The sequence below is a fragment of the Streptococcus oralis genome (assembly GCF_004127215.1).
Taxonomy (GTDB): Bacteria; Bacillota; Bacilli; order Lactobacillales; family Streptococcaceae; genus Streptococcus; species Streptococcus oralis_BD.
The window spans coordinates 15,443-31,656 of record NZ_QEWJ01000005.1 but is presented as its reverse complement, the minus strand read 5'-3'; the positions used below and the strand labels follow the sequence as shown (position 1 = coordinate 31,656).

Here is a 16,214-nt window from a genome sequence, read left to right as displayed (position 1 = left end):
TGGTTCCTTTTTAATAGAAAAGCCCGCACTTTTTAAGAAAAATATGATAGAATAGACTCTGTACGTACTTGATACAAAGATGAGGGTATTAAGGTTTTAAGGATTTTTTAATAGTCGATTAATTTTTAATCAAAATCTAAAATTGATGTCTATAAAAATACGAACGAAGTGAGTGTTAAAAGATATTTCACGCCATAGTGGTATCCTAGAGAATAACCCTGTTATTTTCTAGGACGGAATTTTTGAGACTTCAGGCTTAAAAATTAGGGATGAAATTCCCTGGATTTCTAAAATCATCCACTGGATAATTTTACCTCCCGTCCGCACTGTTTCAGTGAAATGTCAAAAGGATTCATAATTGAATTCTGGTCTCATTTCTTAGGAAAAAAGATAAGCTTCCTAGCACTCATCGAGTGCGGCGTCACCTTCCTATTTTTCTATAGAAATGTTCGGCAAGCCGAACTGTCCAAAATATCTTGAGTAATTGAACACGGGCTAAATCCCTAGTGAAAAAGATAGATTGCCTGGTGTGCATGATACACTGCGTCAATCTCCTATTTTCATACGGGATTCTTCACGCCCTTGGTATCTTGATCTTTGTAGGCAAGACGTATAATTTTATCAATCCAAAGGGGATTAACATGACAAAACAAGTGTTTCAAACGGCTTTTGCGGGTCGTGAGTTGGTTGTAGAGACTGGTCAGGTTGCTAAGCAAGCAAATGGCTCTGTTGTCGTGCGTTACGGTGAGTCAACTGTCTTGACTGCAGCCGTGATGTCTAAGAAAATGGCAACTGGGGATTTCTTCCCACTCCAAGTCAACTACGAAGAAAAAATGTATGCAGCTGGGAAGTTTCCTGGTGGCTTCATGAAACGTGAAGGACGTCCTTCAACGGATGCGACCTTGACAGCGCGTTTGATTGACCGTCCAATCCGTCCCATGTTTGCGGAAGGTTTCCGTAATGAAGTACAAGTGATTAATACGGTCCTTTCTTATGATGAAAATGCCTCTGCACCAATGGCAGCTATGTTTGGTTCATCCTTGGCGCTTTCTATTTCAGATATTCCATTTGACGGGCCAATCGCTGGGGTACAAGTAGGCTATGTGGATGGTAAAATCATCATCAACCCTACGCAAGAACAAGCAGAGCAATCTCTCCTTGAATTGACAGTAGCTGGTACTAAGCACGCCATCAACATGGTAGAGTCTGGTGCCAAAGAATTGTCTGAAGAAATCATGTTGGAAGCCCTTTTTAAAGGGCACGAAGCAGTCAAAGAATTGATTGCCTTCCAAGAAGAAATCGTTGCTGCTGTCGGTAAAGAAAAAGCAGAAGTGGAATTGCTTCATGTGGATGCTGACTTACAGGCTGAAATCATCGCAGCCTATAACAGCGACCTTCAAAAAGCGGTTCAAGTAGAAGAAAAATTGGCTCGTGAAGCTGCAACTCAAGCAGTTAAAGACCAAGTGACTGCTGTTTACGAAGAAAAATATGCAGACCACGAAGAATTTGACCGTATCATGCGTGATGTGGCTGAAATCTTGGAACAAATGGAACATGCTGAAGTGCGCCGTTTGATCACAGAAGACAAGGTTCGTCCTGACGGTCGTAAGGTCGATGAAATCCGTCCTTTGGATGCGGTTGTTGACTTCCTTCCTCGTGTGCATGGTTCCGGTCTCTTCACTCGTGGACAAACTCAGGCTCTTTCAGTTTTGACCTTGGCTCCGATGGGAGAAACGCAAATCATCGATGGTTTGGACCCAGAGTACAAGAAACGCTTTATGCACCACTATAACTTCCCTCAATACTCTGTAGGGGAAACAGGTCGTTACGGTGCGCCAGGTCGTCGTGAAATCGGTCACGGTGCTCTCGGTGAGCGTGCTCTTGCTCAAGTCTTGCCAAGCTTGGAAGAATTCCCATACGCTATCCGCTTGGTAGCAGAAGTATTAGAATCAAACGGTTCTTCATCTCAAGCCTCTATCTGTGCCGGCACTCTTGCCCTTATGGCTGGTGGTGTGCCAATCAAGGCGCCAGTAGCAGGGATTGCCATGGGTCTCATCTCAGATGGAAATAACTATACAGTTTTGACAGATATCCAAGGTTTGGAAGACCACTTTGGCGACATGGACTTTAAGGTTGCGGGTACTCGTGACGGGATTACAGCCCTTCAAATGGATATCAAGATCCAAGGAATCACTGCAGAAATCTTAACAGAAGCTCTTGCCCAAGCCAAGAAAGCTCGTTTTGAAATCCTTGATGTGATCGAAGCAACGATTCCAGAAGTTCGTCCAGAATTGGCTCCAACTGCACCGAAAATTGATACTATTAAGATCGATGTGGACAAGATCAAGATTGTTATCGGTAAGGGTGGAGAAACCATCGACAAGATCATCGCTGAAACAGGCGTTAAGATTGATATCGACGAAGAAGGAAATGTGTCTATCTACTCTAGCGACCAAGATGCCATTAATCGTGCCAAAGAAATCATTGCTGGCTTGGTTCGTGAGGCTAAAGTGGATGAAGTTTACCATGCCAAGGTTGTTCGTATCGAGAAATTTGGTGCTTTTGTCAACCTCTTTGACAAGACAGATGCCCTCGTTCACATCTCAGAAATGGCTTGGACTCGTACCAACAATGTAGAAGATTTGGTATCCATTGGTGATGAAGTCGATGTTAAGGTTATCAAGATTGATGAAAAAGGCCGTATCGATGCCTCTATGAAGGTTCTTCTTCCTCGCCCGCCAAAACCTGAGCATGATGAAAAAGGTGAAAAGTCTGAGCGACCTCATCGTCCACGTCACCACAAGGACCACAGACCTAAGAAAGAAGTTACAGAAACACCAAAAGATTCAGAATAAGAAAAGGAGAAATGTATGGGATGGTGGCGCGAAACCATTGATATCGTAAAAGAAAATGATCCAGCGGCACGCAACAGTTTGGAAGTTTTGCTGACTTATCCAGGTGTTAAGGCCTTAGCTGCCCACCGTCTCTCGCATTTTCTCTGGAAGAACGGCTTCAAACTCCTAGCTCGGATGCACAGTCAGTTTTGGCGCTTTTGGACCCAAATCGAGATCCATCCGGGTGCCCAGATTGACTCAGGTGTTTTTATCGACCATGGCTCAGGTCTGGTGATTGGAGAGACCGCGATTGTTGAAAAAGGCGTTCTTCTCTATCACGGAGTGACTCTTGGTGGGACAGGGAAGGATGTAGGGAAACGCCATCCGACTGTGCGTAAAGGAGCTCTCATATCAGCCCATGCCCAAGTCATCGGACCGGTAGAAATCGGTGAAAATGCCAAAGTTGGTGCTGCTGCAGTAGTCGTGGCGGATGTGCCTAGTGATGTGACCGTAGTTGGAATCCCTGCCAAGATTGTGCGCGTCCACGGTCAGAAAGACGAGCCGACCATCCACGAGGTGGAAGAACAGCGAGAATATTATCTGGACAAGCTGGAGCATGCCCGCGAAGCCAGTCACAGATCGTCGGGGTTGTAGAGGATACCTATATGATTCAAGCAAGAAATAAGTTGAGCCAAGAAGAGTTATTTGAAGCGAAAAAACTAATTAACTGTTGCCAAAAATATGACGGTACTTACCGTGAACCCTATCTTTCTAACATGCTTAATTTTGACCCAAACATGCCCGCCTTTTTTCTTTATTACAAAAAAAGTGAACTTGTTGGTTTATTAACTGTCTATGCTGATGACCAAGATGTGGAAGTAGCGATACTGGTTCATCCAAATCATCGCCGTCAGGGAATTGCGCGTGCTTTGTTTACGAGTTTTGAGAAAGAAACGGCTTCTTTCCCTATTCGTTCAGTTACTTTTCAGACAGAACGTATTTTTCTAGAGCGTCATCCTGATTTTGTCAGCAACTGGGGATTGGTCGAGGATGAAGAGACAGAAACCTGGTTAGGTAAGGATAGAAGACCTTATCAGTTAGTAACTGTTTCTAATCTTGAAGTTTTGTTAGCAGATAGTTCGTATCAGGAGCAAATTAGCCAGTTAAAATTTCAGGCATTTTCAGAGGAACATGAATCGAGAGAAGTTGTGGATAGATATGTCGCTGAAGCTCTGAAGGATCCAGAAAGTCGCTTATATATTTTGTTAAAAAACGATCAGGTCATTGGAACTTGCACGATTGATTTATCGAGCGATACGAATTACTTCTACGGTTTAGCAATATCGGAACCTGAACGTGGAAAAGGCTATGGAAGCTATTTAGCAAAATCCCTTGTCAACCAACTAATTGAGCAAAATGATAAGGAATTTCAGATTGCCGTGGAAGATAGCAACGTAGGTGCCAAGCGCTTGTATGAAAAAATCGGCTTTGTCAAACAGACACAGGTAGTTTATCTGAATGAGAAAGAATAGAAAAATGCTATTAGAAGAATTCGAAAATGTACCTGCTGTTATCGAACCAACTGATCGAAGTATTCGTGGTGGTGGAGAAATCTGTGACACGATTATTTTATCTTTTAATGGAGAAATCGTTGAACGAGTAAAGCAGTTTGTAGATGTTTACGAAGGTGGCTATCTAACCAATCTAAATGGTAGATTTCCATGGTATATCTATGAAAAAGATGGGAGTAAGGTAGCAGTTGCTATAGCTACGATTGGAGCCCCGATGGTTGTTGGACTCTTAGAAGAACTCAAAGCAAGAGGATTTAAGAACTTTATTGTTTTGGGTTCTTGCGGAGTTCTAGATCAGTCTATTCAGGCAGATAAGATTATCCTACCAAGTTCAGCTCTACGTGATGAAGGTACAAGTTACCATTACGCTCCTCCAAGTGATGAGATAGCTTATGACGAAACTTTGCTCTTAACCATGGAAGAAGCTTTGAACAAATCTGGCATTGAGCACATTCGAACAAAGGCTTGGACGACCGATGCCTTTTATCGGGAAACGCCTGATAAGGTCAAGCGTCGCTTGGCTGCTGGAGCCAAAGTGGTGGACATGGAAGCTTCAGCTATCATGGCTTGGAGTCAATTTCGCAAGAGTAAAGTCTATCAGTTCTTCTACACGGCTGACTATGTGGACCATCATAACCGAACCTGGGATGCCCGCTATGAAGAGCGGACAGCTGATGCCATGTCTTTTTTCACTATCGCTTTGATAATAGCCAAGGAACTAGAAAGGTAACTACAAGAATGGCAGTATATTTTTACGGCTGTATCACCATGGATGGCTACTTGGCAGACAGCCAGCACAGGATAGACTGGCTGCATCAACTTGGTTCTGTAGAGGATACAGGCTATGATGACTTTTACAGGCAAATGGATATCACCATCATGGGCAAGCGAACCTTTGAGGAAATCCAAGATTTGCAAGATGTAGAAAGTTTTTATCAAGCTACGGAAAACTATGTCTTTACGCATGATAGGCACCTGCCTGTCAGCAATTACCAGCCAGTAGCTGGGGATGTGGTGGACTTTGTTCAGCAGATTGACAAAGGAAAAAATGTCTTTGTGATTGGTGGTAATTCCTTGGTAGGACCGCTCTTGGATGCGGATCTTTTCGACCACCTCATTATTCAGATAGCGCCCCTTATCCTAGGAAAGGGGGTTCCCCTTTTTACCCAAGAGGAAGGGCAGCGCTTTTACCAACTAGATAGCCTCAGACAATTTGGCCCTTTTGCAGAGCTGGTTTTCAGCCGAAAAAGTCAGAAATAGAGAAGGGAGTGGACCGCATGATTAAAATTTACGACACCATGTCTCGTGATTTGCGAGAATTTGTCCCGATAGAGGACGGCAAGGTCAAGATGTATGTTTGTGGGCCAACGGTATATAACTATATCCACGTGGGGAATGCCCGTTCAACGGTGGCTTTTGATACCATTCGTCGTTATTTTGAGTACCGTGGGTACGAGGTTGCCTATATTTCCAATTTTACAGATGTAGATGATAAGATTATCAATCGCGCCAAGGAAGAAGGCATCACACCTCAGGAGGTTGCGGACAAGTACATAGCTGCCTTTCGTGAGGATGTGACGGCCTTGGGTGTCAAACCTGCGACTCGCCATCCACGTGTGGTGGAGTTTATGGCTGACATTATCTGCTTTGTGAAAGACTTGATTGAAAAAGGCTTTGCCTATGAGAGTCAAGGGGATGTTTACTTCCGTGTGGAAAAATCTCACAACTATGCTAAATTAGCCAATAAAACCTTGGAAGATTTGGAGCTGGGTGCTTCAGGTCGTACAGATGAAGAAACGGCACGTAAGGAAAATCCTGTGGACTTTGCCCTTTGGAAAGCTGCAAAACCAGGCGAGATTTCTTGGAACAGTCCTTGGGGACCTGGTCGTCCGGGTTGGCATATCGAGTGTTCGGTCATGTCGACAGAGATTTTGGGCGATACCATTGATATTCACGGTGGTGGAGCCGATCTGGAGTTTCCGCATCACACCAATGAAATTGCCCAGTCAGAAGCCAAAACAGGCAAGACTTTCGCCAATTACTGGATGCACAATGGCTTTGTCAATATCGATAATGTCAAGATGTCCAAGTCCTTGGGCAACTTTATAACCGTACACGATGCCCTTAAAACTCTTGATGGGCAAGTGTTGCGTTTCTTCTTTGCCACTCAGCATTACCGTAAGCCTATCAACTTTACGGAAAAAGCAGTGCGTGATGCCGAGACCAATCTTAAGTATCTAAAAAACACTTATGAGCAACCATTTTCTGGGACTGTAGATGCTCAAGAGTTACAGGCTTTTAAAGATAAGTTTGTTGCCGCTATGGATGAGGATTTCAACTCTGCAAATGGTATCACAGTTGTCTTTGAAATGGCCAAATGGATCAACTCTAGCAACTATGATGCAAGTGTTAAAGAAGCTCTTGCGGCTATGTTAGAGGTCTTTGGGATTGTCTTTGTTGAGGAAGTTTTGGATGCAGACATTGAAGCCTTGATCCAAAAGCGCCAAGAAGCGCGTGCCAATCGTGACTTTGCGACAGCAGACCAAATCCGTGACCAATTGGCTGCTCAAGGAATTAAGCTCCTTGACACCAAGGATGGAGTGAGGTGGACTCGTGATTGATGTCAATCTCATTAACGGGATTGCGCTTGCCTTCGAAGGAGATGCAGTTTATTCCATGTATATCCGTCGCCATCTCATCCTTAAAGGCATGACCAAGCCCAATAAACTCCACCAAGAGGCGACCAAGTATGTATCTGCCAAGGCTCAGGCTCACTTGATTGCCCTCATGTTGGAGGAGCAAGTCCTGACGGAAAAAGAAGAAGAAATCTATAAACGTGGTCGCAATACCAATAGTCATACAAAGGCTAAAAATGCTGATGTCGTGACTTATCGCATGTCTACAGGTTTTGAAGCAGTCATGGGCTATCTCCATCTGACTGAAAATGTGGAGCGTCTAGAGACCATAATTTCTTGGTGCATCCAAAAAGTGGAGGGCTAGGATATGATTGCAAAGGAATTACAAGACTGGTTTCCTGAAGCTCAGATTTCAGATCAGCCAGTAGAGAAACCAGGCTATCTTACTCTTCCTTTAGCTTCTCAGCAGTGGATTTTGCTGGAGGAAGCTGGTCTCAGTGAGCGTGAAAAGCAGTTGGTTGCCCTTTTGACCCAGCAAGAGCAGGCTCGTTCACTCAATCCTTGGTATCCCTATCTGATCGAGGGGAAGGGGCAGGCACCGCAAACTTTCAAAAAGATTCAGCTGGTTTATTGCCATCTTTCCTATTTCCAACAGGAAAATCTATCCTCTTGGCTAGATATGATGCAAACTCTCTTTCCCAACTGCCGGACAGTATTGCAGGTCGGGGCTCAGGATTATGTATTTGTGCTTCAACAAGATAAGTATACCTCTGTTCGCTCAATCTTATCTGATACGATGGAAGCGGTTGAGTATGACTTTGGCCTTCGTCTGTCTATCATGTTGGGGCAGGTGTGGTCTCAGACAGGCTATCAAGCCCTATCAGACTTGATCAAAGCGGAGCGGGATTTGTTTAAGACTTGGTGGCGTCAGGGTCACCAAGGTGTACACACCTTTTCACAACTCTATCTTTGGAGTATGGGAGAAAGACTAGTGGACCTGAAGGTAATCAAGGAATGCCTGCACCAGATGATCTTGGATCAGGATCAGATTCAGGAAATCATTCTCTCTCTTTGGGAAAACAGTGCTGTTCTGACTAAAACAGCCCAGCAACTCTATCTGCATCGCAATTCTCTCCAATACAAGATTGATAGATGGGAAGAATTGACAGGGCTACAGTTGAAGGAATTGACCGACCTGACCTTGTGTTATCAGTTGATTTTACCAGATATTCTCTAAAGTTTTGTGCAAGTTGCACAGAACTTTTTTGTTTTTTTGGTCACCTTGCCATAGAAAAGTAAAGCGTTTTCATCTATAATAAAACTATCAAAAGACAAAAGGAGTTTACCTCATGGTAGAATTGAATCTTAAAAATATTTACAAAAAATATCCAAACAGCGAACACTACTCAGTTGAAGACTTCAACTTGGACATCAAAGATAAGGAATTTATCGTTTTCGTAGGTCCTTCAGGATGTGGTAAATCAACAACTCTTCGTATGATTGCTGGTCTTGAAGACATTACAGAAGGTACTGCATCTATCGATGGTGTGGTTGTCAACGACGTAGCTCCAAAAGACCGTGACATCGCTATGGTATTCCAAAACTACGCTCTTTACCCACACATGACTGTATATGACAACATGGCTTTCGGTTTGAAATTGCGTAAATACAGCAAAGAAGACATCGACAAACGTGTACAAGAAGCTGCAGCAATCCTTGGTTTGAAGGAATTCTTGGATCGTAAACCTGCTGACCTCTCAGGTGGTCAACGTCAACGTGTTGCCATGGGGCGTGCCATCGTCCGTGATGCAAAAGTGTTCTTGATGGACGAACCTTTGTCAAACTTGGATGCCAAACTTCGTGTATCGATGCGTGCTGAAATTGCGAAGATTCACCGTCGTATCGGTGCTACAACTATCTACGTAACCCACGACCAAACAGAAGCGATGACACTTGCGGACCGTATCGTTATCATGTCAGCAACTAAGAACCCTGCTGGTACAGGTACTATCGGACGTGTAGAACAAATCGGTACTCCTCAAGAAGTTTACAAAAATCCAGTTAACAAATTTGTAGCAGGATTTATCGGAAGCCCAGCTATGAACTTCATCAATGTGAAATTAGAAGGCAATGAAATTGTTTCTGACGGTTTCCGCTTGAAAGTTCCAGAAGGTGCTTTGAAAGTTCTTCGTGAAAAAGGCTACGAAGGTAAAGAATTAATCTTCGGTATCCGTCCAGAAGATGTGAATGCAGAACCTGCTTTCCTTGAAACATTCCCAGAATCAGTTGTCAAAGCAACTATCTCTGTATCAGAATTGCTTGGTTCAGAATCTCACCTTTACTGCCAAGTTGGTAAAGATGAATTTGTTGCCAAAGTGGACGCTCGTGACTACTTGCAAACAGGTGCAACAGTTGAACTTGGATTTGACTTGAACAAAGCACACTTCTTTGATGTAGAAACTGAAAAAACAGTTTACTAAGATAAATAAAATAACAAAACACTGCTAGAGAAATCTAGCAGTGTTTTTAGTGGTTAAAAAGAAGCAGGACGAGTCTCGTCTTGCTTCTATTGTTGTTATTCTTCCCTTTTCTTGAGAGAAAGCCCAAACACGGCTAGAATGATACCTAGGAAGGTTAGGATAGAAGTTTTCTCACCTGTATTTGGTAAGGTAGTAGCTACTGGATTATTGGTGCTTGGTAAAATAATAGTTTGGCCACCGTTTGAAAGAGTGATTGCATCGCTTTGATTTTGTCCCTGCGTATCTTGGACTTGGTGGTGATTTGTTTCTGCAGGTTCAGCCTTAGGCTCTACATAGAGAAGGCGGTATTCGCCGAATCCTTCTTGGTCGGAGCTTGCTAGATATTGAATGTCACCGTCTGTACCGACCAAGTCTTTGGCCTTATCAGTCGTCAAGAAACGAACATCCAGACCTTTTATGCTATCTGTGAAGTGCCAGTTTTTATCTGCACTTGGGTTGATATTTTTCACATCGAGGATATAGTTGATGATAACCTGGCGATTTTCAAGTCCGAGTAGACGATTGAGGCTAGCATCACGAACACCAGGAAATTTACCATTTGCGCGATAGTTGTTGGTTACCACGATGAATTCCTGATCAGGAGCTACATCTTTTCCTTGGTATTTAAGATTGCGGACACGACTAGCATCTGGGTGAATCAACTTGCCTTCGCGGTCGTATTTATTTGGTTGGGTGACATCGTACTCATAGGTTACACCGTCAATCACATCAAAGTTATAAGTGCGGTAGCTTGGATTGATTAGCTGTTGCGCTTCTTTTTTAGTTGGATCGATGGTGTTGAACTGACCAGAGGACATTTCCAACCATTCTTTGAGTTGAGCTCCTGTGACTTTTAGAATGGCCGTGACATTGTCATAGAGATAGAGATCCGCTACGTTTTTGATGGCGATTGGACCAGCAGGAATATCTGTATAGGCAGTAGCATCCCCACGAGTCCCCGCCTTAAATGGTGCAGCAGCCGAGAGAATAGGAAGATTTCCTTCAGGAGTACCTGCTAGTTCTTTCTTAGCATACCAGATTTGCGCGTTATTGACGATTTGGACAGATGGATCATCCTTGACAAGGGCAAAATAACTCGTGATTGGTGCGGTTGTTGTTCCGACTTGTTGGCGAACGTACTGGATGGTTCCTTCATGGGCTGTTTTGGCAATTTCTTTGATTCGTTCATCAGCGTCTTTGGACTTAGTATGAATCTTGCGGATAGAGCCTTTGCTGTTGGCAACAGTCCATTTTCCCTTTTTGTAAACAAGGTTGAGATCGATAATGCCGAGGTGATCACCGTATTTTCCAGCCATGGTTACAGGAGTACCGTTGATTTTACCATTTACGCCATCAACACCAGCATATTTTTCATAAAAGCCTGTACCATTTCCACTTGGAAATTCAGCGTGCGAATGCCCTGTTACGACTGCATCAACACCAGGTAGACTTGCGATTTGATAGCCTTCGTTTTCTTCCCCTTTTTCGTACTTATCATCTCCGATACCTGAGTGAGAGAGTACGAGAGTGATGTCTGCACCTGCTTTACGCATTTCAGGGATAATCTTTTGGATAGCTTCTACAGAGTCGTTGACCTGAATCTTTCCTTCGAGGTTGGCCTTATCCCAGCTGAGAATTTGAGGAGGAACGATTCCAGTCACTCCAATTTTGACGGTCGTTTTGCGACCATTTTTATCAACAAAGGTTTTGTTGATGATTTTATAGGGGTCATAGACATAAGCACCAGTTTTAGGATCAACAACATTGGCATTGACAATCGGCATTCCAGCTGTATCAATAACACGTTTGAGATAGTCTAAGCCGTAGTTAAACTCATGATTTCCAAGTGTTCCAGCTTCAAAACCAAGCTTTTGAAGTGCTGCATACATAGGGTGCTGTTCCCCTTCTTTGACAGGGTTAACGATGGCCTTGTAAGTTCCAAGTGGCGTTCCTTGGATTGTATCTCCATTATCTACGAGAAGTGTATTGCTATTTTCTTTTTTAGCTTCTTCGATGAGAACAGCTGTCTTTGCTAGCCCAACATTCTCAGCGGGTTTGTCTTGGTAATAATCATAGTTGACTAGATTGGTGTGGAGGTCGGTTGTTGCAAGGATGCGGACATCAACTTCCTGTCCTTCTGTTGGTTGAAGGGCCTTGTCGTCCGCAAGGCTTCCCTCTTTAGAAGAGGTTGTTTCTGTAGAAGGCTTTGTATTAGTGCTTGTTACTGGTGTAGCATTTTCATCTTGCTTAGTAGGAGCGTCTGTTTTTTCAGATGCTGTTCCCTTTTCATTTCCAGTAGGTGCAACGGATTTCTCTGATTGATTTGCTACTGGTGTAGATGTTGTGCTAGCATCTGGATTTGTAACTTTTTCATCTGCTTGTGCAGTAGAAGCCGCAAATACAGCTGCAGTCAGACCTATAAGGGCTGCTTGTTTACGAAATGATGACATAATAATCTCCTCAAAAATAGTTTCCCTCTATTATACAGGATAGAAGGAGAATAATCAAGTTAATTACGAATGTTTTTATAAAATTCATAAAAAATGATAGGAAATAGAGGGTTTGTTTATAAAATTTACTGATTAATTATAGAAATAATAAAATCGCTTTTAATTTATTGCTTTTCTTGAGATCATCGTAAGAGATGGAAGCAAATTATAGGATTGTAGAGCTTTTCTAGTTTTCATATCCTTAAAAAAGTGATAAAATGGTAGGAAGAATTGGAGAGAATAGATGCCGAAAGAAGTGAATTTGACGGGCGATGAGGTTGTCGCTTTAACGCAAAAATATTTATCGAAAGAAGATGTTGCTTTTGTACATAAAGCCTTGGTTTACGCAGTTGAATGCCATAGTGGTCAATATCGTAAATCTGGCGAGCCCTATATTATTCATCCCATTCAGGTGGCAGGGATTTTAGCTAAGCTCAAGCTAGATGCCGTTACAGTTGCCTGTGGTTTTTTGCATGACGTAGTTGAGGATACGGATACGACCTTGGATGATTTAGAGCAAGAGTTTGGTCATGATGTTCGCATTATTGTTGATGGGGTGACTAAGCTGGGTAAGGTCGAGTACAAATCGATCGAGGAGCAATTAGCGGAAAATCACCGCAAGATGCTCATGGCCATGTCTGAGGATATTCGCGTTATCTTGGTTAAACTGTCTGATCGCTTGCATAACATGAGAACGCTTAACCACCTACGAAAAGACAAGCAGGAACGTATTTCCAGAGAAACCATGGAAATCTATGCACCGCTTGCTCATCGTCTGGGGATTTCCAGTGTCAAGTGGGAGTTGGAAGATTTATCTTTCCGTTACCTCAATCCAACTGAGTTTTACAAGATCACTCACAAGATGAAGGAAAAACGCAGAGAACGTGAGGCTTTGGTCGATGAAGTCGTGACAAAGTTAGAGGAGTACACTTCCGAACGCAATCTCAAAGGAAAAATCTATGGTCGTCCTAAGCATATCTATTCAATCTATCGCAAGATGCAGGATAAGAAGAAACGCTTTGAGGAAATTTATGACCTGATTGCCATTCGCTGTATCTTAGAGACTCATAGTGATGTCTATGCCATGCTGGGCTATGTGCATGAGCTGTGGAAACCCATGCCAGGGCGTTTTAAAGACTACATTGCCAACCGTAAGGCCAATGGTTACCAGTCTATCCATACGACTGTCTATGGACCAAAAGGTCCGATTGAATTCCAGATTCGGACCAAGGAAATGCACGAGGTGGCTGAGTACGGGGTAGCGGCTCACTGGGCATATAAGAAAGGCATTAAAGGTCAGGTCAACAGCAAGGAATCTGCTATTGGGATGAACTGGATCAAGGAGATGATGGAGCTCCAAGATCAGGCTGATGATGCCAAGGAATTTGTGGACTCTGTCAAGGCAAACTATCTGGCTGAGGAGATTTACGTCTTTACCCCAGATGGTGCGGTTCGCTCCCTTCCAAAAGATTCAGGCCCGATTGACTTTGCCTATGAGATCCATACCAAAGTCGGTGAAAAAGCAACTGGTGCCAAGGTCAATGGCCGTATGGTTCCACTGACAACCAAGCTCAAGACAGGGGATCAGGTTGAAATTATCACCAACCCCAACTCGTTTGGTCCGAGTCGTGACTGGCTCAACATGGTCAAGACCAGCAAGGCGCGCAACAAGATTCGTCAATTCTTTAAAAACCAAGACAAGGAATTATCCGTCAACAAGGGCCGTGAAATGCTGATAGCTCAGTTCCAAGAAAATGGCTATGTAGCCAATAAATTCATGGACAAGCGTCACATGGACCAAGTCCTTCAAAAGACCAGCTACAAGACAGAAGAATCTCTCTTTGCAGCCATTGGTTTTGGAGAAATTGGCGCTATTACTGTCTTTAACCGTTTGACTGAAAAGGAACGTCGTGAGGAAGAACGTGCCAAGGCCAAGGCGGAAGCAGAAGAGCTTGTCAAAGGTGGCGAGGTTAAGGTTGAAAACAAAGAAACCCTCAAGGTCAAGCATGAGGGGGGTGTGGTGATTGAAGGTGCCTCAGGTCTCCTCGTTCGGATTGCCAAGTGTTGCAATCCAGTACCGGGTGACGATATTGTTGGCTACATCACCAAGGGGCGAGGCGTGGCTATTCACCGCGTGGACTGTATGAACCTCCGTGCCCAAGAAAACTACGAGCAACGTCTCCTTGATGTGGAATGGGAAGACCAATACTCAAGCAAGGAATACACTGCCCACATCGATATCTACGGCCTCAACCGTACAGGTCTCTTAAATGATGTTCTGCAAGTTCTTTCCAATACAACTAAGAATATCTCAACTGTTAATGCTCAACCAACCAAGGATATGAAATTTGCCAATATCCATGTGTCTTTTGGAATTTCAAACCTTTCTACGCTGACAACGGTCGTTGACAAAATCAAGAGTGTGCCAGAGGTATACTCTGTCAAACGTACCAACGGATAATTGAATAGAAAGGCGCTTATGAAAATCATCATTCAACGGGTTAAGAAAGCCCAAGTGAGTATCGAAGGTCAGGTTCAGGGGCAGATAGATCAAGGTTTACTGTTATTAGTTGGTGTAGGCCCAGAGGACCAAGAGGAAGATCTGGATTATGCTGTGAGAAAACTGATCAACATGCGTATCTTTTCAGATGCAGAAGGCAAGATGAATCTGTCTGTTAAGAATATTGAGGGGGAAATCCTTTCGATTTCTCAGTTTACCCTCTTTGCAGATACCAAGAAAGGCAATCGTCCAGCTTTTATAGGTGCAGCCAAGCCGGATATGGCAGCTACCTTCTATGAGGCTTTCAACCAAAAGCTAGCTCAGGAAGTGCCCGTTCAGACAGGTATCTTTGGAGCGGATATGCAGGTGGAGCTGGTCAATGACGGACCAGTCACCATCATTCTTGATACTAAAAATAGATAAGAAAACCAAGCCCAGCTGGCTTGGTTTTTGTTTATAGACACTCCCATAAAGAGGTATGTCTGTTGTAAAAGTCTGGATAGTTTTCTCTTAGGTGGCTAGCCGTTATATAGTATAAAGTAGAATGACAGGAAGTAAAGACTGGAGTAAGAGAGTAGAAATATTGAGGACCAGTGATCGCTAAAAAGACAAATAATAGAAAGTCAACGGAGAGAATCCCTAAGTAGTAGAGGCGAACTTTTTTGTTCATCTGAGGATAAATCTCAGAGAAATGTTTTTTGAGTCGGAAGACTAAGCGAGACAGCAGTAGTCCCTGAGCGAGGATGAAAATGAAGCAAAAGATCAGACCTCTCTCCAAAGAAAGTTCGTATCGGGGTCTGAAATTTACCAACAGTAGCAAATCGGAGACTGCAACGGCTGCGAAATGTATTCTAAAGAGCTTTTTCATAAGATGACCTCCCTCTTTTATCTAGCTTCATTCTACACCAAACGAATGGGTGTTACAACTAAAACGATAAAAAATCCCTGAAAGAAGTTTCTTTCAGGAATAAGGGGTTAGTTGATTTTTTCGACATAGAGTTGTTTGGCAATATCCATACTAACTTGGAGGTCTTCACCTTTGTTGACCAGAGTAAAGCTATTGGAAAAGCCATCAAATTGCTTAACTTGGAGTCGGTCACCGATATGAATTTCATGCTTTTCTAAGTATTTGAGCAGATCAAAGCTATCGTGAACCCGAGTCAGGAGGTAGGTTCCAACTTCCTTGGTCTCTGCTAGTGGTAAGTTATTGATTTCGACCAAGAGCTCTCCCTCGGCTGGTATGGTTCCACCGTGGGGACAGGTTTTAGGGAAGCCCAGTAGTTTATCCAGTCTCTTTACAAATAGGTCAGAGACAGTGTGCTCTAGGACCTCAGCTTCTTCGTGGATCTGATCGCTAGTATAGTCGAGATGGTGAACTAGAAAGACTTCAATCAACCGGTGTTTGCGATAGAGTTCTGAGACCAGTTTGAGGCCAATATCTGTCAATAGATAGCCGTTCTCCTTATCCTTGAGGATGAGATTTTCACTTTTCATGCGTTTGATCATCTCTGTTACGGCAGGTGGAGAGACCTGCATACGGGCAGCAATTTCCTTATTGGTGATTTTCTGCATCTCCGTACCGATTTCATAAATACATTTTAGGTAGTCTTCTTTATTTGGAGTCATTCGTTTCCTCTTGTTCCTTCTCTCCATCTAGTATACCAA

14 protein-coding genes are annotated in these 16,214 nt (G+C 43.4%); 11 read left to right on the top strand and 3 right to left on the bottom strand.

The window, feature by feature from the left end:
* Positions 1 to 641 precede the first annotated feature (641 nt).
* The 9 genes from pnp (at position 642) to DF216_RS05025 (ending at position 9,521) form a co-directional block, all read left to right on the top strand.
* Positions 642 to 2,855, top strand: a complete 2,214-nt coding sequence (pnp, locus tag DF216_RS05065; RefSeq protein ID WP_129326171.1) for a polyribonucleotide nucleotidyltransferase — start codon at positions 642 to 644, stop codon at positions 2,853 to 2,855.
* A gap of 15 nt (positions 2,856 to 2,870) precedes the next feature.
* On the top strand, positions 2,871 to 3,488 hold the full coding sequence (cysE, locus tag DF216_RS05060) for a serine O-acetyltransferase (RefSeq protein WP_129326170.1): 618 nt from the start codon (positions 2,871 to 2,873) through the stop codon (positions 3,486 to 3,488).
* 11 nt (positions 3,489 to 3,499) lie between these two features.
* On the top strand, positions 3,500 to 4,366 hold the full coding sequence (locus tag DF216_RS05055) for a GNAT family N-acetyltransferase (RefSeq protein ID WP_129326169.1): 867 nt from the start codon (positions 3,500 to 3,502) through the stop codon (positions 4,364 to 4,366).
* Between the two features lie 4 nt (positions 4,367 to 4,370).
* On the top strand, positions 4,371 to 5,135 hold the full coding sequence (locus DF216_RS05050) for a nucleoside phosphorylase (RefSeq protein ID WP_129326217.1): 765 nt from the start codon (positions 4,371 to 4,373) through the stop codon (positions 5,133 to 5,135).
* A gap of 8 nt (positions 5,136 to 5,143) precedes the next feature.
* The gene (locus DF216_RS05045) at positions 5,144 to 5,665 is read left to right on the top strand and encodes a dihydrofolate reductase family protein (RefSeq protein WP_000301980.1); all 522 of its coding nucleotides are present in this window, start codon (positions 5,144 to 5,146) and stop codon (positions 5,663 to 5,665) included.
* Positions 5,666 to 5,682: 17 nt separating this feature from the next.
* The gene (cysS, locus tag DF216_RS05040; protein ID WP_129326168.1) at positions 5,683 to 7,026 is read left to right on the top strand and encodes a cysteine--tRNA ligase; all 1,344 of its coding nucleotides are present in this window, start codon (positions 5,683 to 5,685) and stop codon (positions 7,024 to 7,026) included.
* The gene (locus DF216_RS05035) at positions 7,019 to 7,405 is read left to right on the top strand and encodes a Mini-ribonuclease 3 (protein WP_000567904.1); all 387 of its coding nucleotides are present in this window, start codon (positions 7,019 to 7,021) and stop codon (positions 7,403 to 7,405) included. Before cysS ends, DF216_RS05035 begins: the two co-directional genes overlap by 8 nt.
* A 3-nt stretch (positions 7,406 to 7,408) precedes the next feature.
* Complete coding sequence (locus tag DF216_RS05030; protein WP_129326167.1) at positions 7,409 to 8,278, top strand: helix-turn-helix domain-containing protein; 870 nt, start codon at positions 7,409 to 7,411, stop codon at positions 8,276 to 8,278.
* 112 nt (positions 8,279 to 8,390) lie between these two features.
* Complete coding sequence (locus tag DF216_RS05025; protein WP_000229937.1) at positions 8,391 to 9,521, top strand: ABC transporter ATP-binding protein; 1,131 nt, start codon at positions 8,391 to 8,393, stop codon at positions 9,519 to 9,521.
* Between the two features lie 95 nt (positions 9,522 to 9,616).
* Here DF216_RS05025 and DF216_RS05020 read toward each other — a convergent pair whose 3' ends face one another.
* The gene (locus DF216_RS05020; RefSeq protein ID WP_129326166.1) at positions 9,617 to 12,010 is read right to left on the bottom strand and encodes a bifunctional 2',3'-cyclic-nucleotide 2'-phosphodiesterase/3'-nucleotidase; all 2,394 of its coding nucleotides are present in this window, start codon (positions 12,008 to 12,010) and stop codon (positions 9,617 to 9,619) included.
* A gap of 283 nt (positions 12,011 to 12,293) precedes the next feature.
* Here DF216_RS05020 and DF216_RS05015 point away from each other — a divergent pair, with 283 nt between their 5' ends.
* A complete protein-coding gene (locus DF216_RS05015; protein WP_129326165.1) occupies positions 12,294 to 14,510 on the top strand; it encodes a RelA/SpoT family protein in 2,217 nt (738 codons plus the stop codon).
* A gap of 18 nt (positions 14,511 to 14,528) precedes the next feature.
* A complete protein-coding gene (gene dtd / locus DF216_RS05010) occupies positions 14,529 to 14,972 on the top strand; it encodes a D-aminoacyl-tRNA deacylase (RefSeq protein WP_129326164.1) in 444 nt (147 codons plus the stop codon).
* A 31-nt stretch (positions 14,973 to 15,003) separates the two neighbouring features.
* Here the strand turns inward: dtd and DF216_RS10940 are convergent, their stop codons facing one another.
* Positions 15,004 to 15,417 (bottom strand): hypothetical protein, encoded by a 414-nt coding sequence (locus DF216_RS10940; protein WP_129326163.1) that lies wholly within the window; start codon positions 15,415 to 15,417, stop codon positions 15,004 to 15,006.
* A 107-nt stretch (positions 15,418 to 15,524) separates the two neighbouring features.
* Positions 15,525 to 16,175, bottom strand: coding sequence for a metal-dependent transcriptional regulator (locus DF216_RS05000; protein WP_129326162.1), 651 nt, complete (start codon positions 16,173 to 16,175; stop codon positions 15,525 to 15,527).
* Positions 16,176 to 16,214 lie beyond the last annotated feature (39 nt).